Source organism: Actinophytocola algeriensis (assembly GCF_014203735.1).
Taxonomy (GTDB): domain Bacteria; phylum Actinomycetota; class Actinomycetes; order Mycobacteriales; family Pseudonocardiaceae; genus Actinophytocola; species Actinophytocola algeriensis.
Genome location: NZ_JACHJQ010000004.1, coordinates 605,468 through 627,387 on the forward strand (window position 1 = coordinate 605,468; position 21,920 = coordinate 627,387).

Annotated in this window: 21 protein-coding genes; 12 read left to right on the forward strand and 9 right to left on the reverse strand. The window is 70.9% G+C overall.

Translation table 11 applies throughout. From position 1 onward, the window contains the following. Positions 1–60: 60 nt before the first annotated feature. The 3 genes from FHR82_RS20745 to FHR82_RS20755 form a co-directional block, all read right to left on the reverse strand. On the reverse strand, positions 61–873 hold the full coding sequence (locus FHR82_RS20745) for a PhzF family protein (RefSeq protein WP_184812108.1): 813 nt from the start codon (positions 871–873) through the stop codon (positions 61–63). A 14-nt stretch (positions 874–887) separates the two neighbouring features. Beyond that, positions 888–2,342 (reverse strand): aldehyde dehydrogenase family protein, encoded by a 1,455-nt coding sequence (locus tag FHR82_RS20750; RefSeq protein ID WP_225944092.1) that lies wholly within the window; start codon positions 2,340–2,342, stop codon positions 888–890. A gap of 155 nt (positions 2,343–2,497) precedes the next feature. Further along, positions 2,498–3,238 carry a hypothetical protein gene (locus tag FHR82_RS20755; protein ID WP_184812110.1) on the reverse strand — a complete coding sequence of 247 codons (741 nt, stop codon included), beginning with the start codon at positions 3,236–3,238 and terminating at the stop codon, positions 2,498–2,500. Positions 3,239–3,356: 118 nt separating this feature from the next. On the opposite strand from FHR82_RS20755, the gene FHR82_RS20760 reads away from it, so the two are divergent. Next, on the forward strand, positions 3,357–3,998 hold the full coding sequence (locus FHR82_RS20760; protein WP_184812111.1) for a TNT domain-containing protein: 642 nt from the start codon (positions 3,357–3,359) through the stop codon (positions 3,996–3,998). Here the strand turns inward: FHR82_RS20760 and FHR82_RS20765 are convergent. Together FHR82_RS20765 and FHR82_RS20770 are read right to left on the reverse strand one after the other, a co-directional pair. Beyond that, the gene (locus FHR82_RS20765; protein WP_376706428.1) at positions 3,965–4,297 is read right to left on the reverse strand and encodes a YchJ family protein; all 333 of its coding nucleotides are present in this window, start codon (positions 4,295–4,297) and stop codon (positions 3,965–3,967) included. The two genes, FHR82_RS20760 and FHR82_RS20765, sit on opposite strands and share 34 nt — an antisense overlap. A 121-nt stretch (positions 4,298–4,418) precedes the next feature. Continuing rightward, entirely contained in the window at positions 4,419–5,459 is a 1,041-nt protein-coding gene (locus FHR82_RS20770; RefSeq protein ID WP_184812112.1) for a flavin-containing monooxygenase, read from the reverse strand. Positions 5,460–5,731: 272 nt separating this feature from the next. Between FHR82_RS20770 and FHR82_RS20775 the strand changes: the two genes are divergently transcribed. Genes FHR82_RS20775 through FHR82_RS20785 form a run of 3 tightly spaced genes read left to right on the forward strand, consistent with a single transcriptional unit; the run spans position 5,732 to position 8,459 of the window. Beyond that, positions 5,732–5,869, forward strand: a complete 138-nt coding sequence (locus FHR82_RS20775) for a hypothetical protein (protein ID WP_184812113.1) — start codon at positions 5,732–5,734, stop codon at positions 5,867–5,869. Positions 5,870–5,904: 35 nt separating this feature from the next. Beyond that, on the forward strand, positions 5,905–7,335 hold the full coding sequence (gene gnd / locus FHR82_RS20780) for an NADP-dependent phosphogluconate dehydrogenase (protein ID WP_184812114.1): 1,431 nt from the start codon (positions 5,905–5,907) through the stop codon (positions 7,333–7,335). Continuing rightward, positions 7,332–8,459 carry an AAA family ATPase gene (locus FHR82_RS20785; RefSeq protein ID WP_184812115.1) on the forward strand — a complete coding sequence of 376 codons (1,128 nt, stop codon included), beginning with the start codon at positions 7,332–7,334 and terminating at the stop codon, positions 8,457–8,459. Before gnd ends, FHR82_RS20785 begins: the two co-directional genes overlap by 4 nt. Before the next feature lie 25 nt (positions 8,460–8,484). Here the strand turns inward: FHR82_RS20785 and FHR82_RS20790 are convergent, their stop codons facing one another. Continuing rightward, on the reverse strand, positions 8,485–9,012 hold the full coding sequence (locus tag FHR82_RS20790) for a hypothetical protein (protein ID WP_184812116.1): 528 nt from the start codon (positions 9,010–9,012) through the stop codon (positions 8,485–8,487). 84 nt (positions 9,013–9,096) lie between these two features. Here FHR82_RS20790 and FHR82_RS20795 point away from each other — a divergent pair, with 84 nt between their 5' ends. Further along, positions 9,097–9,405, forward strand: coding sequence for a hypothetical protein (locus tag FHR82_RS20795; protein WP_184812117.1), 309 nt, complete (start codon positions 9,097–9,099; stop codon positions 9,403–9,405). Positions 9,406–9,505: 100 nt separating this feature from the next. Continuing rightward, positions 9,506–10,414, forward strand: coding sequence for a cation diffusion facilitator family transporter (locus FHR82_RS20800; protein WP_184812118.1), 909 nt, complete (start codon positions 9,506–9,508; stop codon positions 10,412–10,414). Between the two features lie 37 nt (positions 10,415–10,451). Here the strand turns inward: FHR82_RS20800 and FHR82_RS20805 are convergent, their stop codons facing one another. The 3 genes from FHR82_RS20805 to FHR82_RS20815 form a co-directional block, all read right to left on the reverse strand. Next, positions 10,452–11,114 carry a DUF305 domain-containing protein gene (locus tag FHR82_RS20805; protein ID WP_311771190.1) on the reverse strand — a complete coding sequence of 221 codons (663 nt, stop codon included), beginning with the start codon at positions 11,112–11,114 and terminating at the stop codon, positions 10,452–10,454. Further along, complete coding sequence (locus tag FHR82_RS20810; RefSeq protein WP_184812119.1) at positions 11,111–11,983, reverse strand: thioredoxin-like domain-containing protein; 873 nt, start codon at positions 11,981–11,983, stop codon at positions 11,111–11,113. The genes FHR82_RS20805 and FHR82_RS20810 overlap by 4 nt, the downstream gene beginning before the upstream one ends. Before the next feature lie 109 nt (positions 11,984–12,092). Beyond that, the gene (locus FHR82_RS20815) at positions 12,093–12,824 is read right to left on the reverse strand and encodes a thioredoxin-like domain-containing protein (protein ID WP_311771191.1); all 732 of its coding nucleotides are present in this window, start codon (positions 12,822–12,824) and stop codon (positions 12,093–12,095) included. An 80-nt stretch (positions 12,825–12,904) separates the two neighbouring features. Between FHR82_RS20815 and argS the strand changes: the two genes are divergently transcribed. From argS to rho, 6 genes are all read left to right on the forward strand, one after another. Beyond that, positions 12,905–14,572 carry an arginine--tRNA ligase gene (argS, locus tag FHR82_RS20820; RefSeq protein ID WP_184812120.1) on the forward strand — a complete coding sequence of 556 codons (1,668 nt, stop codon included), beginning with the start codon at positions 12,905–12,907 and terminating at the stop codon, positions 14,570–14,572. Between the two features lie 3 nt (positions 14,573–14,575). After that, a complete protein-coding gene (lysA, locus tag FHR82_RS20825; RefSeq protein WP_184812121.1) occupies positions 14,576–16,012 on the forward strand; it encodes a diaminopimelate decarboxylase in 1,437 nt (478 codons plus the stop codon). Then, a complete protein-coding gene (locus tag FHR82_RS20830; RefSeq protein WP_184812122.1) occupies positions 16,009–17,298 on the forward strand; it encodes a homoserine dehydrogenase in 1,290 nt (429 codons plus the stop codon). Before lysA ends, FHR82_RS20830 begins: the two co-directional genes overlap by 4 nt. Next, on the forward strand, positions 17,295–18,380 hold the full coding sequence (gene thrC / locus FHR82_RS20835) for a threonine synthase (RefSeq protein WP_184812123.1): 1,086 nt from the start codon (positions 17,295–17,297) through the stop codon (positions 18,378–18,380). Before FHR82_RS20830 ends, thrC begins: the two co-directional genes overlap by 4 nt. Positions 18,381–18,506: 126 nt before the next feature. After that, entirely contained in the window at positions 18,507–19,415 is a 909-nt protein-coding gene (gene thrB, locus FHR82_RS20840; RefSeq protein ID WP_184812124.1) for a homoserine kinase, read from the forward strand. A gap of 329 nt (positions 19,416–19,744) precedes the next feature. After that, positions 19,745–21,787, forward strand: a complete 2,043-nt coding sequence (gene rho, locus FHR82_RS20845) for a transcription termination factor Rho (RefSeq protein ID WP_184812125.1) — start codon at positions 19,745–19,747, stop codon at positions 21,785–21,787. Positions 21,788–21,920: the final 133 nt, after the last annotated feature.

Consider the following 21,920-nt stretch of genomic DNA (forward strand, 5'->3'; position numbering starts at 1 on the left):
CGCCCCCGCCACCCCGGAGACCTGCCCGTCCGGCGGGGGGACCCAAACCCAGGTCGAGCGTCAGGACGGGATCAGGGTCGCCGTGCCGGAGACCGTGATCCGGGCGTCGTCCGGCGACGTGCGAACGGTCAGTTCGCTGCGGCGCCCCATGTCCTCGCCCTGGATGATCGTGAACTCCGCAGGAGCGCGGTCCAGCGCACGCAGGTAGCCGCCGAACGCCGCCGCGGCCGCGCCCGTCGCCGGGTCCTCCACGACGCCACCCGGCGGGAACGGGTCCCTGGCGTGGAACTCCCGCTCACCGGCACGCCAGAACAGGTGCACCGTCGTCCACCCGGCCTGTGCCATCAACGTCTGCAGTGCCGGGAAGTCGTAGTCCAGCTCCGCCAGCCGGTCGCGGCTCCGCGCCGCCAGCACCAGGTGGTCGTTCCCCGCGAACGCGACGTGCGCTGGCCACGACGGGTCGACGTCAGCAGGCGACCAGCGCAACGCGGACAACGCGCCCGCGAGTTCGGTGGGCGAGGCGGGCCGGGACCTGGTCGGGACGCTCGTCAGGCTCGCCGTCCGGCCTTCCGTCCGAACCGGAATCTCGCCCGCCTGCGTGTCGAAGACCAACTCGCCCTGGCCGTCGCGGTCGGCCAGGGCCACCGCCGTCGCGATCGTGGCGTGGCCGCAGAACGGGACCTCCGCCAGCGGGCTGAAGTAGCGGACCGCGTAGCGCGGGCCGGTTCCGGTGACGAACGCTGTTTCCGAATAGCCCACCTCCGCGGCGATGCGTTGCATCTCGGCGTCGGGCAGCCCGGCGGCGTCGAGTACGACTCCCGCCGGGTTGCCCGTCGTCGGATCCGTGGTGAAGGCGGCATAGCGAAGGACCATGCCGCCATTGTGCGTCAGTACGGGAACTGGGCGCGGCCCCGGTGGATCGAGATCCACTTCAGCGTCGTGAACTCGTCCAGGCTCCAGTCACCGTTCATGCGGCCGAGACCGGACTGCTTCTCGCCGCCGAAGGGGACGATCGGCTCGTCGGCGATGGTCGAGTCGTTGATGTGGACCATGCCGGTGTGGATGCGTTTCGCCAGCTCCACGCCCTTGTCGAGGTTGCGGGTGTGGATGGCGCCCGACAGGCCGAAGCGGGTGTCGTTCGCGATGTCCACCGCCTCGTCCTCGGTGTCGAACGGCACCAGGCACACCACCGGACCGAACAGCTCCTCCTGCATCACCGACATCTCCGGGGTGACGTCGGTCAGCACCGTCGGGTGGAACAGGGTGCCGTTGGCCGGATCGAGGACTCCGCCGCGCAGCAGCGGCCGCGCACCGTCGGCGATGCCCCGTTCCACCTGCTCGGCCAGCCGGTCGGCCTGCCGCTGGTTGATGAGCGGACCGAGGATGGTGTCCGGGTCGCGGGGGTCGCCGACCGGGAGCGACTGGGCCTTCGCGACGTAGCGGGACGCGAACTCGTCGAACACGTCGCGGTGCACGAGGACCCGGTTGGCCGACATGCACACCTGGCCCTGGTGCGTGAAGCGGCTGAACACGGCCGCGTTCACCGCCACCTCGAGGTCCGCGTCCGGCAGGACGATCAGCGCGCTGTTGCCGCCCAGTTCCAGGATCGGCTTCTTGAAGTTGCGGACCGCCACCTCCGCGACGTGCCTGCCCACCGCGGCCGAGCCGGTGAACGAGATGACGCGTGGCACCGGGTGCTCGACGAACGCGTCACCGATCGCGGGGATCTCGGTGATCACGACGTTCAGCAGGCCGGCGGGCAGGCCCGCGGCCTCGAAGACCTCGGCGATGAGCGTGCCGCCGACGATCGGGGTGTCCTCGTGCGGTTTGAGCACGACACCGTTGCCCGCCCCGAGCGCGGGCGCGACGGATTTCATGCCGAGGAAGAACGGGAAGTTGAAGGGGCTGATGACCCCGACGACACCGACCGGTTCCCGGTAGACCCGGTTCTCCTTGTCGTCAGTGGGGGACGGCAGGATCCGTCCGTCCATGCGCAGCGGAAATGTCGCGGCCTCCTTGAGCATGTCGATGACGAGGCCGATCTCGAAGTGTGCCTTCAGTCGTGTGCCACCCAGTTCGTCGATGATGATGTCGACGATCTGGTCGGTGTGGTCCTCCACGTAGCGGACCGCCCGCTCGAACACAGCCCGCTTGGCATAGGGGTTGACCCTGTCCCACTCGGACTTGGCGCGCTCCGCGGCCCGGTAGGCCTCGTCGACGTCCTCGACGCTCGCGCAGTTGAACTCCGCGATCGTCGAGCCGTCGAACGGGTTGCGGTCCACCAGAACCTTGTCCATCGAACCGGTGCGCCATTCCCCGGCGATGAATTGGTCGCTTCGCATACGCATCATGCTCCCGTCACGTTTTGCCCCAGGCCTACAAATGGTGTGGGTTCGTAACCTATTGGTGGCGGGATCGAGTCACAAAAGAGGGGTGGGCGGTAACTGTCAGTAGATCAGGTCAATTGCCGCGCCCATTACCACATTATTGCCACTCATTAGACGCGATTCGGATCGGAACCTGCCGAATGCAACCAGCGGTCCGCCGCTTTCGCGGCGCGCTTGAGCGCCGAGCGTTCACCGAGGTAGTCGCCTGCCATCCCGACGACGGGCAGCATGCCCAGCGCGCGGTGGTAGAACCGGCCGTGCGGGCGCTTCCCCAGCTCGTCCTGCACTGCGAGCAGGAGCCTACCCTGCCGCCACAGCCACTTCGCGGCGGACTTCAGCCCGATCTTGCGGCCCGCTGGCGGCTCGGGTGCGAGTTCGGGGTCGTCCGCGCCCGAACCGGCGGCGACGGCCGGATCCAGATCGCGTTCGAACAGCACCGCGGCCAGCAGCCGCACGCGGGTCTCCCGGTCCTCGACGCCGTGCTCACCGGCGATGGCGCACAGCAGCAGGCCCTGCCCGGCCGCGCCGAGCACGTCCTGCAGCGGCAGCCGGTCGCCGAGCGCGCCCGCGAGCCCGGTGACGGACGCGGCGAGCGCGGTCAGCTTGCCGACCCGGCTCACCCACCAGTGCGCCCGTTCCTCGACGGTCATGCGCGCCCACGACGCGGAGCCGGGCCACCGCACCTCCGACAGCCGGTGCCGCACCTTGCGCAGCAGGTTCTGGTCGACCTCGGTGTCGTCGGGGGCCACGTCCGCGTCGATGTCCCGCAGCCGTGGCAGCACGGGCTCGCAGCCACGGACGAACGTCCGCAGCACGGACGCGATGCGCTCATCGGTGATGGGGTCGGCCACGAGGACTGTGTACCCCGGTTCGCCTGCGTGACACCATTCGCCGCACCGGTCCAATTCCGTCCTCGATCGGGTGGCTCCTGTTCCGCCACGGCCTGGTCACCTGGCAGCGTCGGGGGACATGAGACGGATCGCCGCGCTGGTCGCGGGCTTGCTGTTGGTGACCTTCGTCCTCGCGCCGCCCGCACAGGCGGCCCCTTCCTCGCTCACGGACTGCTCGGTCGAGCTGTACGCCGGGGACGCCCGCCTCGGCCCGGCGGAACTGCCGAGGCTCGGAGACGTCGGCGTGCAGCTGCTCGGGTACAGCCGCACCGGATACCGCCCCGCCGACGTGTTCCTGGACCGCTTCTACGACGAGGCCGCGGGCAGCTGGCGCTACCCACCCGACGACGGCTACGCGAGCGGACTCGACGGTGAGCCGGTGAAGTGGGAGCAGACCCTGCCCGCCGGCAGGCTGATCGACCGCTACGGCAGCGAGTACGGCGGGTTCCTCGCCCCGGCCGGGCTGCCGTACACCACGCGGTCGATCCCGCCGTCCAACCTCGTCGGCGACCCGGCCGCGGGCTGCAACTACTACCGCTACCAGGTGCTCCGGCCGTTCGACGTGTTGGCCGGGCCGATCGCGCCGTGGTTCTTCCAGACCGGCGGCGGGCTGCAGTTCCAGCTGTCGGGCGCGCTCGTGCCCGGCGCGCCGGAGCGGCTGAACGTGCTGTGGCTGCTGGACAACGGCTATCTGGGCCGGGTGGTGTCGCCGTCCACGTAGACCCAGCGGCCGCCGGTTCTCGTGAACCGGCTCACCTCGTGGAGGACCCCGGCGTGCGTGGAATGCCGGTAGTGCGCGCGGAACTCGACGGTGCCCTCGGCGTGCAGCAGTCCGCCACCGGTGGTGCCGAGGATCTCCAGCCGCGTCCACTGCTGGGCCGGGTCGATGGTGAGGGTGCGCGGCCGCGTGTCCGGGTGCCAGCTGTCCAGCAGGTACGCGGCGTTGCCGGTGGCGAAGGCGCTGTAGCGGGACCGCATCAGTGCCTCCGCGGTCGGTGCGGTCGCGGCGTCGGAGTGCACGCGGCCGCAGCATTCGTCGTAGGGGAGGGGTGTCCCGCACGGGCACCGGTTCGTCGGTTTGGGCACCCGTCCATTCTCGTACGTCCCACTATCGGGTGAGGCACACCGGGTTACGCGTGTTTCACGCCGCGGCCGGGATACCGAGCAGCTGCCGGATCTCCCGGACCGCGGTGCGCCCGGCCCGGTTGGCGCCAACGGTGCTGGCCGACGGGCCGTAGCCCACCAGGTGCAGGCGCGGCTCCGCGGCCACCCGTGTGCCGTCCATGACGATGCCGCCGCCCGGACCGCGCAGGCCAAGCGGCGCGAGGTGTTCGAGGGCGGCGCGCCAGCCCGTGCACCAGAGGATCACGTCGACGTCGAGGGTCGAACCGTCCTCCCACGCCACCCCGCCCGGCACCAGGCGGTCGAACACGGGACGGCGTTTCAGCAGGCCTTTCGCCTGTGCCGCCACGATCTCCGGGGTCAGCGACAGCTCGGTCGCGGCGACCACGCTCTCCGGCGGCAGCCCGGCCCGGACGCGCTCGTCGACGTGGGCGATGATCTTCCGGCCGTACTCGTGGGTGAACGGCCCGGTGCGGAACTCCGGCTGCCTGCGGGTGACCCAGAACGTCTCGGCGACCTCCGCGAGCTCCAGCTGCAGCTGCACCGAGGACGTGCCACCGCCGACGACCAGCACCCGCTTGCCCGCGAACTCGGCCGGACCGCGGTAGTCGGCGGTGTGGAGCTGGCGGCCGTCGAACCTGCCGGGGTAGTGCGGCCAGAACGGGCGGGTCCAGGTGCCGGTCGCGTTGATCACCGCACGGGCCGCCCAGTCACCGGCCGACGTCTCGACACCGAGCCGTTCACCGAGGTCGCGGACCGAGGACACGGCGACGGGGCGCCGCACGTCGAGGCCGAACTCCCGTTCGTAGGCGGCGAAGTACGCGGGCACGGCGGTCGCGGCCCGCTCCCGGGGGTCGGGCGGGGTGAACGACATGCCGGGGAGGTCGAAGATGCCGTGCACGGTCGCCATCCGCAGCGACGGCCACCGGTGCTGCCACGCGCCACCGGGTGCGGGGTTCGCGTCCAGCACGACGAAGTCCGCCCCGGCGCGGCGCAGGAAGTACGCGCTGGACAGCCCGGCCTGCCCGGCTCCGATCACGACGACGTCGACATCCCACATGCCACGCACAACATCGGCGGAGGCCGGGACATTTCGCGGCGGGGGCAGGATCACCCCCGGCGCCGGGGGTGCGGTCACGCATCGCGTCCGCGCACGTCCGGTCGACCTCCGGTCACGCGTGCGGCGCGCCCTCCGCGCACTGTCTCCGCGCGACCACACGGTTGCGCAGAGTGGACCGCACGTATCCCACAGCTCGCAACCGCACACGGTGCATTGTGGTCGAGTAGGGTGCGCATTTGCGGGCGGTACAACGGAAACGACGGGATCACCCCATGGTCGCACTGGCCATCACGATCGGTGCCGCGGTACTGATCGTGCTCGTGGTCGCGGCCGTCCGTGCGCTCCGGCGGGCCGCCCGCAAGATCGACGACATCCTCCGCGAGGAACTGGATCCCCCTGACGAGGGCTGATGCGTCACGGAGCGTCCTCAGGCAGAGTGTGCACCATGGCAACTCAGGCACAGATCGGTGTCACCGGGCTTGCGGTCATGGGCCGCAACCTGGCCCGCAACCTCGCGCGGAACGGCTTCTCCGTCGCGCTGCACAACCGCACGCCGGCCCGCACCCGCTCGCTCGTTGAGGAGCACGGTGACGAGGGTGTTTTCGTCCCCACCGAGTCGGTCGCGGACTTCGTCGCGGCACTCGAGCGGCCGCGGCGCATCGTGATCATGGTCAAGGCCGGCGGCCCGACCGACGCGGTGATCGAGGAGCTCATCCCGCTCCTCGACGAGGGCGACATCGTCATCGACTGCGGCAACGCGCACTTCGCCGACACCAGGCGGCGCGAGGCGCAGCTGCGCGAGCACGGCCTGCACTTCGTGGGTGCCGGCGTCTCCGGTGGTGAGGAGGGCGCGCTGCTCGGCCCGAGCATCATGCCCGGCGGCTCCAAGGAGTCGTACCAGACGCTCGGCCCGATGTTCGAGAAGATCGCCGCGCAGGTCGACGGCGTCCCGTGCTGCGTGCACGTCGGCCCGGACGGCGCCGGTCACTTCGTCAAGATGGTGCACAACGGCATCGAGTACGCCGACATGCAGCTGATCGCGGAGGCGTACCACCTGCTGCGGGACGGGCTCGGCGTGTCGCCCAAGGAGCTGGCGGAGATCTTCGCCGAGTGGAACTCCGGTGACCTCGAGTCGTTCCTGATCGAGATCACCGCGGAGGTCCTCGGGCACGTCGACGCCGCGACCGGCAACGCGTTCGTGGACGTCATCGTCGACCAGGCCGAGCAGAAGGGCACCGGTCGCTGGACCGTGCAGACCGCGCTCGACCTCGGTGTGCCGGTGACCGGCATCGCGGAGGCCACGTTCGCGCGGGCCCTGTCCGCCCACCCCGAGCAGCGCGTCGCGGCCCAGAAGGCGCTGCCCGGCCCCGGTTCGGTGCCCCGTGCCGACCGCGACACGTTCGTCGACGACGTCCGCAAGGCGCTGTACGCGTCGAAGGTGGTCGCGTACGCGCAGGGCTACGACCAGATGGCCGCCGCGAGCGAGGAGTACGGCTGGGACATCGACCTCGGCGCGATGGCCACCATCTGGCGCGGCGGCTGCATCATCCGCGCCCGCTTCCTCGACCGCATCAAGGAGGCGTACGAGCACGAGCGCCCCGAGTCGCTGCTGGTGGCGCCGTACTTCCGGGACGCGGTCGCGGAGGGCCAGGAGGCGTGGCGGCGGGTCGTCGTGCACGCCGCGCAGGCAGGCATCCCGACGCCCGCGTTCTCCTCGTCGCTCGCGTACTACGACGGGCTGCGCACCGACCGGCTGCCCGCGTCGCTGATCCAGGGCCTGCGGGACTTCTTCGGCGCGCACACCTACAAGCGCGTGGACAAGGAAGGCACGTTCCACACGCTGTGGTCGGACGACAGGCGTGAAGTAGAGGCGTGATCCAGACCCTCGCCGTCGAGAGCTACCGCTCGCTGCGGCAGCTCGTGCTCCCCCTGTCACCGCTGACCGTGGTGACAGGGGCGAACGGCGCGGGGAAGTCGAGCCTCTACCGGGCGTTGCGGCTGCTCGCGGACGCCGCCCTGGGTGGTGCGGTGGCGGCGCTGGCCCGCGAGGGCGGTCTCGCCTCGACGCTGTGGGCGGGCCCGGAAGGCAAGGTGCGCAAGGGCCGCGCTGTGCAGGGGACCGTGCGCACCAAGCCGGTCGCGCTGCGGCTGGGGTTCGGCGGCGACGAGTTCGGCTACGCACTCGACCTCGGCATGCCGGTCCCGGCGGAGACCATGTTCGGCCTCGACCCCGAGTTCAAGCGCGAGGCGCTGTGGGCGGGGCCGGTGCTGCGCCCGGCGACGCTGCTCGCGGACCGCACCCGCAACGTGGTGCGGGCCCGTGACGCAAGCGGTGCGTGGGGCGCGCCGGGCAGGATCGGCCTCACCGACTCGATGCTGAGCGAGCTGGCCGAGCCGGAGGTGCTGCTGCTGCGCGACCGGATGCGGTCCTGGCGGTTCTACGACCAGTTCCGCACCGACCGCGACGCGCCTGCCCGCCAGTCCCGCATCGGCACCAGGACGCCGGTTCTCGGTCATGACGGCGCCGACCTGCCCGCCGCACTGCGGACGATCGTCGAGCAGGGCGCGGCGGGGGAGCTGGCGGACGCGGTCACGGACGCCTTCCCCGGCTCGCGGGTGGAGGTGACGAGCGTCGAGGGCCGCTTCGGCCTGCGGTTCCACCAGCACGGGCTGCTCCGCCCGCTCGACGCGGCCGAGCTGTCCGACGGCACGCTCCGGTACCTGCTGTGGGTGGCGGCCCTGCTCACCCAGCGGCCGCCGGAACTGCTGGTCCTGAACGAGCCGGAGACCAGCCTGCACCCGGACCTGCTGCCGTCACTGGCGAGCCTGATCACCACGGCGGCGACCCGCAGCCAGGTCGTGGTGGTCACCCACGCGGCACGCCTGGTCGACGCACTGCCGAAGGCGACCGTGCTGACCCTCGCCAAGACCGACAGCACCACCACGCTCGACGGCCAGGGCCTGCTCGACCAGCCGTCCTGGCACTGGCCGGAGCGCTGAACGCGCCGCTGCCCGGCGCGGCACCCTAGCCCTGCGGCGGCTGCGGCGGGTACTGGAAGTGGCCGCCCGGCTGGTACCCGGGCGGGCCCGCGACCGGTGGCGGTGGCCTGCGGCCGCGGCGCCACAACAGCACCATCAGCCCGGCGAACACGACCGCGACGACCACCACGACCACGATCAGGGTCAGCGGGCTGCTGTCGTCCTCGCTCGCCATGCCCTCCGGGCGTTCCCCGAACCGTGCGAGCAGGTTGTCGTAGGGCGCGGCGAGCTGGACGGAGCCGTTGATCGAGATCTCCAGCCGGTCGATCTCGCCGGGGTACTTCGTCCACACGACCTCGGCGATCCGCTCGGCGTCCTCCGGGGTGGGCTCGTCGGCCGTCGACACGTCGATGCTCAGCACGGAGTAGCCGTTGGTGGTGTCGTGGTTGATGCTGGTGGCGTCGTAGCCCTTCGTCTCCAGGTCCTCGCGCAGCTGACCGAGGTCGGCCAGCGCCGCGCACCCGGTCAGGGCCAGCAAGCACACGAACAGTCCGGCGAGCGCGGCTCTGGCCATGGTTCCTCCCCCAGCCGACCGTGAGAACCGCAGTATCACCCGATCCGGCCTCGGACATGGGCGAGTTGCTCTACTTTCACGCTCGTGATGGAGAACTGGCACGTGCTGCTGGAGGAGACGGTCGGCTTCGGACGGGAGTCCTACCGCTGGGTGCTCACCAAGGTCGCCCGGTGCGAGGACCGCGACGACGCGCGCAAGCGGGCCTACGCGCTGGCGAAGGAGTACGAGCCGGAGCACCCCATGTCACCGCGCGGCAGGCGGATCTTCCAGGTCGGCAACGACACGTGGGTGGTCCAGGTCCCCGGCGCGACGGCGGACTTCCACTTCCGCGTGTCCGCGGCCCTGATGCTCGTGGAGCTCGACAAGAAGGGCGAGATCGGCTCGGCAGGCTAGTGCGGGCCGTCACGACCAGGAGGACCCGTCCGGCCAGGCCGCCTTCCGGTCGACAGCGGCTCCAGTTGAACTCATGCACGTATGACTATATGTTTTGGTCATGGGCCACGGACACGGGCACGGGATGCCCGCGAGCGCGTCCGGCAGGCACGTCGGCCGACTGGCCGCCGCGTTCACCGTCACGGCGGTGTTCATGGTGGTCGAGGTCGGGGCCGGCGTGGCCACCGGTTCTCTCGCGCTGCTCTCCGACGGCGCGCACATGGTCACCGACGTGCTCGGCCTCGGCCTGGCGCTGACGGCGATCATGGTCGCGCGGCGCGCCCGGCGGTCGTCCGGGCAGACGTTCGGGCTGTACCGGGCCGAGGTGCTGGCCGCGCTCGCCAACGCGGTGCTGTTGTTCGGGGTGGCCGGGTACGTGCTCTACGAGGCGGCCACCCGCTTCTCCTCGCCGCCGGACGTGCCCGGGTTGCCGGTCGTCGTGGTCTCCCTGCTGGGACTGGCCGCGAACGTGGTCGCGTTCCTGTTGTTGCGGCGGGGGGCGTCGGAGAGCCTCAACCTGCGGGGGGCCTATCTCGAGGTCATCGCGGACCTCGTGGGATCGCTCGGGGTGCTCGTCTCCGGGCTGGTGACGTTGTTGTTCGGGTGGCGGTACGCGGACCCCGTGCTCGGTGTCGCCATCGGGCTGTTCGTGCTGCCCAGGACGTGGACGCTCGCCCGGCGGTCCTTGCGGATCCTGTTCCAGCACGCGCCGGAGCGGGTCGACGTGGAGGCCCTGACCGGCGCGCTGGCCGAGCTGCCCGGGGTGGGGGAGGTGCACGACGTGCACGTGTGGACGCTGACCTCGGGGATGGAGGTCGCTTCCGCCCATCTCAGCGTGGGGCCCGGGTGTGACCAGTCGGCGGTTCTCGCTGCCGCTCAGGAGCTGCTGGCCAGGGAGTACCAGTTGGAGCACGCCACGGTGCAGGTGGAGAACGGCGTCACGGCCTCGTGCCGTGAGCTGCGGTGGTGAGTGACCCCTTCGGGTCACCGGCCTCGGTTCGGGCCCGCTACGGCGACGGGAGCGGCTGTGCTCCCCGCTCCGCCAGGTAGCTCTTCATGAGGTTGGCCTCGTTCTCCTGGCTCTGCACGATCTTGTCCGCCAGGTTCCGCACGTAGCCCTTGGCGCCGTGCTCGGCCGCGTACTCGGCCATCTCCAGCCCGCCCTCGTGGTGCCGGAGCATGAGCTGGAGGAAGAACACGTCCAGCTCCTTGCCCGTCAGCTTCCGGAGCTTGTCCAGTTCCTCACTGGTCGCCATCCCCGGCATGCGCTGCACGGAGCCGGTGGTCTTGCCGCCCTCGCCGTTGCTGTGGGTGTGGGTGCCGCCCTCGCTCATCCACTGCATGTGCGGGGCCCCCGCGTCCGGCAGCTGCGGCTGGCCCCACACCGTCAACCAGCCCGCCATCTCGCTCGACTGGGCCAGCTGGGTGGACTCCACGTCGAACGCGAAGCCCTGCAGGATCGGGTCGGACGTGTTGTCGCGCTCGATGCCCGCCATCGTCACCGCCTGCAGGTGGTGGACCCGCATGTCCTGGGCGAACCCGACGTCGATCGACGCGGCGTTCGGGGGTGTGTCGTCGGTGGTGCGGGCGGTACTGATCAGCATGCCGCCCGCCGCGCCCACCAACAGCACCGCCACCAGGGCGGCTACCAGGACCAGCGTGCGGTTCACTGGCTGGGCGGTGGTGTGCCCGCACCCGTGGCAGGCGGGTTCTCCGCACCGGAAGCCGGCGGGGTCTGCGCGCCGCCCTGCTCCTCGGCGGACGCGTCCGTCGCGCCCTTGCCGTCCATGGTGACCGTGTTCGGGTCGTCCTTGGCAGGCGGCTCGGCCACGTACGGCGGCGGGTTGGTCACGTCGAACCCGGTGCCCTGGGCGTCACAACGGCCGCCCGGCTCGGGGTTCTGGTAGTTGTTCTGCCGCAGGCTCTTGATGAACTGGTCGACCCGCTCGTCGTTCGCGCTCGTCAGCTTCAGCTGGTGGCCCCAGGACTGCAGCGAGATCGGCTTGTCCAGGCCGGGGTAGGGCGACATCAGCATGTACGGCTGGCCCTCGACCTTGGCCTTCAGCGTGTCCAGGTCCTTGCCCTTGACCTGGTCGGGGTTGTAGGCGATCCACACCGAGCCGTGCTCCAGCGCGTGGACCATGTTCTCGGTGCGCACCGGGTTCGGGTAGACCGTGCCGTTGCACTCGGCCCACGCGTTGTCGTGCGGGCCGCCGAACGCCGGGCTCTGGTCGTACGCCACGCGCTGCTCGCCGCTGACGTGCTGACCGGCCTCGTAGTCCTCGCGGACGACACCCGCGATGTTCTCCGACGGGTCCTTGTTCTCCTCGGAGACGACCCACTTCTCCTTGGCGTCGATCTCCATGAAGGCGTAGGTGAACACACCACCCGCCAGCGCGATAATGGCGATCATCCCGATGATCATGCCCCAGGGCTTGGGCTTGCGTGCGCTACCGACGACGGAACGCCGGGCCTTGTTGGCGCTGTTGCTCTTGCCCCTGGGCTTGTTCGCGCCCTTGCTCTTCGTTCCGCTGGCCATGCCGGTGCCGGTCCTCGTCTCAACTACAGGATCACTACAGGGAGTCTCCGACCGCCCAGTGTAAGGACACCGTGTCAGATGGGCGTCAACGGAGGGTGGTCACCAGTTGTCAGTTATCGCCGACGGGTGCCGCGCCGGGGCCTGGCGGGCCCTCCTCGAACGCAGGCGGGTTCGTCGTGTCGAACCCGGGACCGGCCGAGTCGCACGAGGCGCCGGGCTCGGGCGAGGTGTACTCGTTCTCCCGCAGCGCGGTGATGAACTGGCCGATCCGCTCGTCGTCGACGTCGTCGAGCTTGAGCTGGTGACCCCACGCCTGCAGCGAGATCGGCCGGTCGAGGCCGGGGTAGGGCGACATCAGGAGGTACGGCTGGTTCTCGACCAGGCCGGTCAGCGTGTCGAGGTCGTCGCCGGTCACGTCGTCGGCGTTGTACGCGATCCAGACGGCGCCGTGCTCGAGCGCGTGGACCATGTGCTCGTTGCGGACCGGTGTGTCGTAGACCACACCGTTGCAGGTCGCCCACACCGGATCGTGCCTGCCGCCGTCCGGCGGGGCCTTCTCGTACGCGACGCGCTGGCCCGGCAGGGCGTGCACGGCGTCGTACTCGGTGATGACGATGCCCTCGATGTCCTTGGACGGGTCCTCGTTGCCTGCGCCCGGCACCCACTCGGACCCGGCTGACCCACCGTCCGGGGCCTGCGGTGACGCCTCGGACCCGACCGACGTACCGTCCTGCGCGGCGTCCGAGGCGCCACTGCCGGAGCGTTCGACCGAGCAACCGGCGAGGGAGACGAGCGCGACCGCCATGGCGGCCACACCGCCGACCCGGAATTCGTTGGCCACCCATGACCTCCAGAAGTCAGCATCGTCGTATGGCCGAGGCGACTCTATCGGGTGGACACCCGATACCTAGACTTCCCGGGGTGACTCCCGCAGCACTTGCCGACCTGGTCCGCTCCGTCGCCACCGACGTGCTGACCAGCCGAGACCTGGACACCTCCGCGCTGCCGCCCGCCGTGACGATCGAGCGACCCCGGAACCCGGAGCACGGCGACTACGCGACGAACCTCGCGCTGCAGGTCGCGAAGAAGGTCGGCGTGCCGCCGCGAGACCTGGCGAACTGGCTGGCAGCGGGCCTCGCGGGCCAGGACGGCATCGCGGGCGCCGAGGTCGCGGGCCCCGGCTTCCTCAACCTCAGGATCGCCGCGGACGCGCAGGGCGACATCGTCCGGCAGGTCCTGACCCAGGGCGAGACCTACGGTCACGGCGACCTGCTGGCCGGCCGCAGGATCAACCTGGAGTTCGTCTCGGCGAACCCGACCGGCCCGCTGCACCTGGGTGGCACCCGCTGGGCCGCCGCCGGCGACGCGCTGGGCCGCGTGCTGTCCGCGCAGGGCGGCGAGGTCACGCGCGAGTACTACTTCAACGACGCCGGTGCGCAGATCGACCGGTTCGTCCGGTCGCTGATCGCGTCGGCGAAGGGCGAGCCGCCGCCCGAGGACGGCTACGCGGGCACGTACCTGTCGGACGTGGCCGCCGAGGTGCTGCGGCGTGAGCCGAGCGCGTTGTCCATCGCCGACGAGAAGGAGCGCGCCGAGGTCTTCCGCAAGATCGGCGTCAACCTCATGTTCGACGAGATCAAGGCCGACCTGCACAACTTCCGCACCGTCTTCGACGTGTACTTCCACGAGGACTCGTTGCACAAGGCCGGCGTGGTGGAGGAGCTGGTCGGGCAGCTCAAGGAGAAGGACCACCTGTACTTCGAGGACGGCGCGTGGTGGCTGCGCACCAAGGAGTACGGCGACGACAAGGACCGCGTGGTCATCAAGAAGGACGGGCAGCCCGCCTACATCGCGGGTGACATCGCCTACTTCGCGGACAAGCGCAAGCGCGGGTTCGACCTGTGCATCTACATGCTCGGCGCGGACCACCACGGCTACATCGGCCGGCTCAAGGCCGCCGCGGCCGCGCTGGACGACGACCCGGGCACCGTCGAGGTCCTGATCGGCCAGATGGTGAACCTGGTCAGCGACGGCAAGCCGGTCCGGATGAGCAAGCGCGCCGGCACGATCGTCACGATGAACGACCTGGTCGACGCCATCGGTGTGGACGCGGCCCGCTACGCGCTGATCCGCTCCTCGGTGAACGCCACGATCGACATCGACCTGGACCTGTGGTCACGGCGGACGAGCGACAACCCGGTGTTCTACGTGCAGTACGCCCACGCCCGGCTGTCGTCCATCCTCCGCAACGCCGCTGACCTGGGCCTCACCGTGCCGGACGACGTCGAAGGCGTGGACCTCGGCCTGCTCTCCCACCAGCGCGAGGGCGAGCTGATCCGCACGATCGGCCAGTACCCGGAGATCCTGCGCACGGCGGCCGACCTGCGGGAACCGCACCGCGTCGCCCGGTACCTGGAGGAGCTGGCCGGGGCGTACCACAAGTTCAACGAGAGCTGCCGGATCCTCCCGAAGGGCGACGAGGAGGCCACCCCGCTGACCACCGCCCGGCTCGCGCTGGCCGCCGCCACCCGGCGCCTGCTGGCCAACGGTCTCGGTCTGCTGGCCGTCGACGCACCGGAACGGATGTAAACGATGAGGGCGCACCCGGCAGGACCCCGCCACGCGGAAGTAATGCTGCCCAGCAACACCGCAGGCCCCCGGCCGTCCGATCCGGCGGGCCTGGACCGCCTCGCGCCGGAGATCTGGCCGCGCAACGCCTCCCGGGGCGAGGACGGCGTGGTCCGGCTCGCCGGCGTCGACGTCCGCGAGCTGGCCGCCGAGTTCGGCACGCCGCTGTTCGTGATGGACGAGGACGACTTCCGGTCCCGCTGCCGCGACCACGCCCGCGCGTTCGGCGACCCCGCGCTCGTGCACTACGCGTCCAAGGCGTTCCTGTCCGTGCGGATCGCGCGGTGGGTGGCCGAGGAGGGCCTCTCGCTCGACGTGTGCAGCGGCGGCGAGCTGGCGATCGCGCTGCGCGCCGACTTCCCGCCAGAGCGGATCGCGTTGCACGGCAACAACAAGTCGGAAGCGGAGCTGACGGACGCGGTCGAGGCCGGGGTCGGCGCGGTCGTGCTCGACTCGTTCTTCGAGATCGCCAGGCTCGACCGGATCGCGCGGGAGCGCGGGGTCGTCCAGAACGTGCTGGTGCGCGTGACGGTCGGCGTCGAGGCCCACACCCACGAGTACATCGCGACCGCGCACGAGGACCAGAAGTTCGGCTTCTCCCTCACCGGAGGTGCCGCGGCCGAGGCGGTGCGGCGGGTGCTGGGCTCGCCCGGCCTGAGGCTCACCGGCCTGCACAGCCACATCGGCTCGCAGATCTTCGACGCCAACGCGTTCGAGCTGTCCGCGCACCGCGTGATCGGCCTGCTCGCCGAGCTGCACAAGGAACACGGCTCCGACGCCATGTCCTCGGTGACCACAGTGGACCTCGGCGGCGGCCTCGGCATCGCGTACACGGCCGACGACGACCCGCCGCCGCCCGCCTGGCTGGCCGAACAGCTGCGCACCATCGTGTCCAAGGAGGCCGAGCACGCCGGGCTGGAGATGCCGAGGATCGCGGTCGAGCCCGGCCGCGCGATCGTCGGCCCCGGCACGGTCACCGTGTACGAGGTGGGCACCACCAAGGACGTCGAGCTGGGCCACGGGTCGTCGCGCCGGTACGTGAGCGTCGACGGCGGCATGAGCGACAACATCCGCACCGCCCTGTACGACGCGCTGTACGACTGCAGGCTGGTGTCGCGGTCCAGCGGCGAGGGGGAGCGGGGCACGGAGGCCACGCTGTCCCGCGTGGTCGGCAAGCACTGCGAGTCCGGTGACGTCGTCGTGCGGGACTGCTGGCTGCCGGAGAACCTCACGCCGGGCGACCTGCTCGCGGTCGCCGCCACCGGCGCGTACTGCTACACGATGGCCAGCTCCTACAACCGGCTCCAGCGCCCGGCCGTGGTCGCGGTCAAGGACGGGCAGGCGCGCCTGCTGCTGCGCAGGGAGACCCTCGACGACCTGTTGCGGTTGGAGGTGTCGTGAACGAACGCCGAAAGCCCATCCGGGTGGCGATGCTCGGCTGCGGCACCGTCGGTACGCAGGTCATGCGGATCCTGCACGAGCAGGCGGACGACCTCGCCGCCCGCATCGGTGCCCCGGTCGAGCTGGCCGGGGTCGCGGTGCGCCGCCCCAACCGCCACCCGGACGTTCCCGCGCACCTGATCACCACCGACGCCGAAGCCCTGGTCCGGTCCGATGTGGACGTCGTGGTCGAGGTTGTCGGCGGCATCGAGCCGGTGCGCGGGCTGCTGCTTTCCGCGCTCGGCAACGGAAAGTCGGTCGTCTCCGCGAACAAGGCGCTGCTCGCCGAGCACGCCGCCGACCTGTTCGCCGCCGCCGAGTCCTCCGGTGCGGACCTCTACTTCGAGGCCGCCGTGGCCGGTGCGATCCCGCTGGTGCGCCCACTGCGCGAGTCGCTCGCCGGTGACCGCATCAACCGCGTGATGGGGATCGTCAACGGCACCACCAACTTCATCCTGTCCGCCATGGACGCGACCGGCGCGAGCTACGCGGAGACCCTCGACGAGGCGTCCCGGCTCGGCTATGCGGAAGCGGACCCGACGGCCGACGTGGACGGCTACGACGCCGCGTCCAAGGCGGCCATCCTCGCCTCGATCGCCTTCCACACCAGGGTGACCGCCGCCGACGTGTACCGCGAGGGCATCGCCGCGGTCACGCCCGCCGACATCGCCGCGGCGAAAACCCTTGGCAGGACGATAAAGCTGCTCGCCATCTGCGAGCGGGTGAACGGCAGCGTCGCGGTGCGCGTGCACCCGGCGATGATCCCGCGCACGCACCCGCTCGCGAGCGTCGGCGGCGCGTTCAACGCCGTGTTCGTCGAGGCCGACGCCGCCGGGTCGCTCATGTTCTACGGCCAGGGCGCCGGTGGCGCGCCGACCGCGAGCGCGGTGCTCGGCGACCTGGTCGCCGTGGCGCGCAACAAGGTCAGCGGGGGCCGCGGCCCCGGGGAGTCCTCCTACGCCGCGCTGCCCGTCGTGCCGATCGCGCAGGTGAACACGCGCTACCACGTCAGCCTCGACGTGGCCGACCGTGCCGGGGTGCTGTCGACGGTCGCCTCGGTGTTCGCCGAGCACGACGTGAGCATCGCGGCCGTGCGCCAGCAGGGCCGCGGCACCGACGCGAGCCTGGTGATCGTCACGCACTACGCGCCGGACGAGGCGCTGCGGTCCACAGTGGACAAGGTGGCCGGCCTGCCCTCGGTGCGCGCGGTCGCCAGTGTGATGCGGGTCGAAGGAGAAGAGCCATGACCACCACCCAGGCGTCCGTCGGTGTGCGGCCCGGCTGGCCCGGCGTCATCGCGGCCTACGCGGACCGGATCGAGCTGCCGGAGGGTGCGACGCCGGTGACGCTGCAGGAGGGTGGCACGCCGCTCGTCGAGGCGCCGCACCTGTCGGAGCTGACCGGCAGCCGGATCTACCTGAAGGTCGAGGGCGCGAACCCGACCGGCTCGTTCAAGGACCGCGGCATGACCGTCGCGATGACCTACGCGCTCGCCTCCGGTGTGGCGGGCGTGATCTGCGCGTCCACCGGCAACACGTCGGCCTCCGCCGCCGCGTACGCCGCCCGCGCCGGGCTGTCCTGCGCCGTTCTCGTGCCCAGCGGCAGGATCGCGAAGGGCAAGCTCGCGCAGGCCGTCGTGTACGGCGCGCGGATCCTGCAGATCGACGGCAACTTCGACGACTGCCTCGAACTGGCCCGCAAGACCGCGGTCGAGTACCCGATCGAGCTGGTCAACTCGGTCAACCCGGTGCGGCTCGTCGGCCAGCAGTCCGCCGCCTGGGAGATCTGCGACACGCTCGGCCGCGCCCCCGACATCCACTGCCTGCCGGTCGGCAACGCGGGCAACATCACCGCGTACTGGAGCGGCTACCGCGCGTACGCCAGGGACGGTGTCGTCAGCTCGGTGCCCAGGATGTTCGGTTTCCAGGCCGCCGGTGCCGCGCCGCTGGTGCACGGCAAGCCGGTCAAGGACCCGGACACCATCGCCACCGCGATCCGCGTCGGCAACCCCGCGTCGTGGACCGGTGCGATCGCCGCGCGCGACGAGTCCGACGGGCTCATCGACGCCGTCACCGACGACCAGATCCTGGCCGCGTACCACCTGCTCGCCCGCAGGGAAGGCGTGTTCGTGGAGCCGGCGTCCGCCGCGAGCGTCGCCGGTCTGCTGGCCGCCGCCGAGGACGGGCGCCTGCCCAAGGGCTCGCTCGTGGCCTGCACCGTCACCGGCCACGGCCTGAAGGACCCCGACACCGTGCTGGCCGAGATGGCCCCCGTCAAGCCGATCCCGGTCGAGCCGCACGCGGTCGCCGCCGCACTCGAACTGGCATGAGCCGCGTGGGCGCAGCGACCCATGATACCGAGAGCGGAGCGAAGGAGCGGCCGCCGGCTGGACTGAGGAGCGCGCGCAGGCGCGCCAGCGCCGAGCACGTGACGAGGGAAGCCGGTGGTTGAGCGGATGAGCGCAGCGAACCATGTCTCGGTCCGGGTGCCCGCGTCCACCGCGAACCTCGGCCCCGGTTTCGACGCGCTCGGCATGGCGCTGGGCCTGTACGACACGGTCGAGGCGACCGCGGGCGGCGACGACGTGCGCGTCGAGGTGACCGGTGAGGGCGCCGGTGCGGTACCCACCGACGAGCAGCACCTCGTCGCGCGTGCGCTGCGTGCCGGAGTGGACGCGCTCGGTGTCGCGCTACCGGGTGTGACCCTGCGGTGTCACAACGCGATCCCCCACGCCCGCGGCCTCGGGTCGTCGGCCGCCGCGATCGTCGCCGGTGTCGCCGCCGCGTACGGCCTGGCAGGCAAGGAACTCGACGAGCACGCGCTGCAGATCGCCGCCGAGTTCGAGGGACACGCCGACAACGCGGCCGCGTCCCTCTACGGCGGACTGGTCCTGGCCTGGGCCGAGGCGCCGCCGGAAGGTCCGCGCTACCGGGCCGTCCGGCTCGAACCGCACCCGGCACTCGCTCCGGTCGTGCTCATCCCGGACACGGAGTCGGCGACTTCTGTCACGCGTGGATTGCTTCCCGGCAACGTTCCGCACAACGACGCCGCGTTCGCCGCCGGCCGCTGCGCGCTCGCGGTGCACGCACTGACCACCCGGCCCGACCTGCTGCTGCCGGCCACAGAGGACCGTCTGCACCAGGACTACCGCGAGCCCGCGTGGCCGGACACCATGCGAATGGTCCGTGAACTCCGTGGCAACGGTGTCGCCGCAACGGTTTCCGGTGCGGGCCCGACCGTGCTGGCGCTGCCGTCCGGCGGCGCGCTCCCGTCCGGGGTCGACACCGCGGGGTTCCGCGTGTGCGCGCTCCCAGTGGACCGAACGGGTGTCGTGGTCGAGGCGATCGGAACAAACAGCAGGTAACCGGCGTTGTAAGGATGTGCCACGCCGGGTAGCCCCGGTTGTTGCACGCCGGAGGGTGTGCGTCTACCCTCAGGGGCGTTCAGTCACCGCGCGTACGGGCGCCCGGTGTCGTTCCCGGGGATTTTCTTTCCCCGGGTCGCATCTTCCGTTCAGTCGGCGACTCGGCCCATTCCGGTCGGAGTCGACGTTGGCGGGCACCGAAACCAGTGGTGACCGAAAAGCTCCGCGTTGGCGAGGCCGCGGAGTACGCCGTCTCGGTTCGACGAACGGCGGTCCGCTGGTTCACGGGTCCACCTCAGGAGGCGGGGACCTGGTCAGGAAGGACATGAGTGAGCAACACTGATCTGCTGGGCAGCGAAGCTGCCAACGGCACGGTCGACACCGCTGCCGGTGTCGCCGAGAACACGCAGCGCACCAGCGCAAACGGGGGAACGAAGCGTCGTGCCGGTCTCACCGGCATGGTCCTCGCGGAGCTGCGGGAGCTCGCGGGCACGCTCGGCATCACGAGCACGGCCGGAATGCGCAAGGGCGACCTCATCGCGGCCATCAAGGAGCGCCAGTCGGGCGGCTCGTCGAAGTCCGCCGCGAACACGGCTTCCGACACGCTGCCGCTCGGCATCGAGGACAAGGCGCCCGCGGCGAAGCCCGCGAAGGCGGAGCCCGAGGTGAAGACCGAGTCCGAGCCGAAGGCCGAGCAGGCCGACGCCGAAGAGGGCGGTCGCCGAGAGGGCAACCGCCGTCGCCGCAGCTCAGGCCGTGCGGCCGGGGCTCCGGAGCAGGCCGAGAAGCGCGACGACAACCGAGCTGACAACCGCGCTGACACCCGTGGTGACAACCGCGGCGACCAGCGTGGCTCCGCCGACGAGAAGCCCGCGGACAAGCAGCAGGGTGACAAGCGCGAGGACCGCGGCGGCCGCAACAACGACCGCAACGAACGCGGTGACCGCAACGAACGCGGTGACCGGGGCGGCCGGAACAGCGACCGTGGCGAGCGCGGTGACCGCAATGACCGTGGTGACCGGGGTGACCGGGGTGGCCGCAACCAGGACAACCGCGGCGACCAGCGCAACACCGGCCGCAACGACCGCGACAACGGTCCGGACGACGACGATGACGAGGACGGCGGTCGCAGGCGCGGTCGCAGGTTCCGCGACCGTCGCCGCCGGGGCGGCAGCAGCGGCGAGGGCGGCCGTGGCCGTGGCGAAAGCCCGGACACCGAGGTGCGCGAGGACGACGTCCTGCTGCCGGTCGCCGGTGTGCTCGACGTGCTGGAGAACTACGCGTTCGTCCGCACCTCCGGCTACCTGGCCGGCCCGAACGACGTGTACGTGTCGCTGTCGCTGGTCCGCAAGTACGGCCTGCGCCGAGGTGACGCGATCACCGGCATGGTGCGCCAGCCGCGTGACGGCGAGCAGCAGCGGCAGAAGTTCAACCCGCTGGTGCGCGTCGAGACGATCAACGGGCTGGACCCGGACCAGGCCAAGCAGCGCCCCGAGTTCACGAAGCTGACGCCGCTGTACCCGAACGACCGGCTGCGCCTCGAGACCGAGTCGCACATCCTCACCACTCGTGTCATCGACCTGGTGATGCCGGTCGGCAAGGGGCAGCGCGCGCTGATCGTGTCGCCGCCGAAGGCGGGCAAGACCTCGGTGCTCCAGGCGATCGCCAACGCGATCACCACGAACAACCCCGAGTGCTACCTGATGGTCGTGCTCGTGGACGAGCGGCCGGAAGAGGTCACCGACATGCAGCGGTCGGTGAAGGGTGAGGTCATCGCCTCCACCTTCGACCGCCCGCCGGGCGACCACACCACGGTCGCCGAGCTGTCGATCGAGCGGGCGAAGCGCCTGGTCGAGATGGGTCACGACGTGGTCGTGCTGCTCGACTCGATCACCCGCCTCGGCCGTGCCTACAACCTGGCGGCCCCGGCGTCCGGCCGGATCCTGTCCGGTGGTGTCGACTCGACGGCGCTGTACCCGCCGAAGCGGTTCCTGGGTGCGGCACGCAACATCGAGGACGGCGGCTCGCTGACCATCTTCGCGACCTCACTGGTCGAGACGGGGTCCGCGGGTGACACGGTGATCTTCGAGGAGTTCAAGGGCACGGGTAACGCCGAGCTCATCCTCGACCGCAAGATCGCCGACAAGCGCACGTTCCCGGCGGTCAACGTCGACGCGTCCGGCACCCGCAAGGAGGAGCTGCTGCTCCCGCCGGACGAGCTGGCGGTCACCGTCAAGCTGCGTCGCGTGCTCCACGCGCTGGACAACCAGCAGGCCATCGACCTGCTGCTGACCCAGCTCCGCAAGACCCGCACCAACATCGAGTTCCTGATGCAGGTGGCGAAGAACACACCGTCCGTCAACGACGACTAGCAGCCGGAATATGTCCTGGTAGGGGCGTGTTGAACCCCCTGCCAGGACATCTGGCAAACTGTTAGGTCGAGTCCGGCTCCGGTTCACCCCCAGCTCATTCGGGGACCCGGCGGCCAACGAGAAAGGGCAAGAT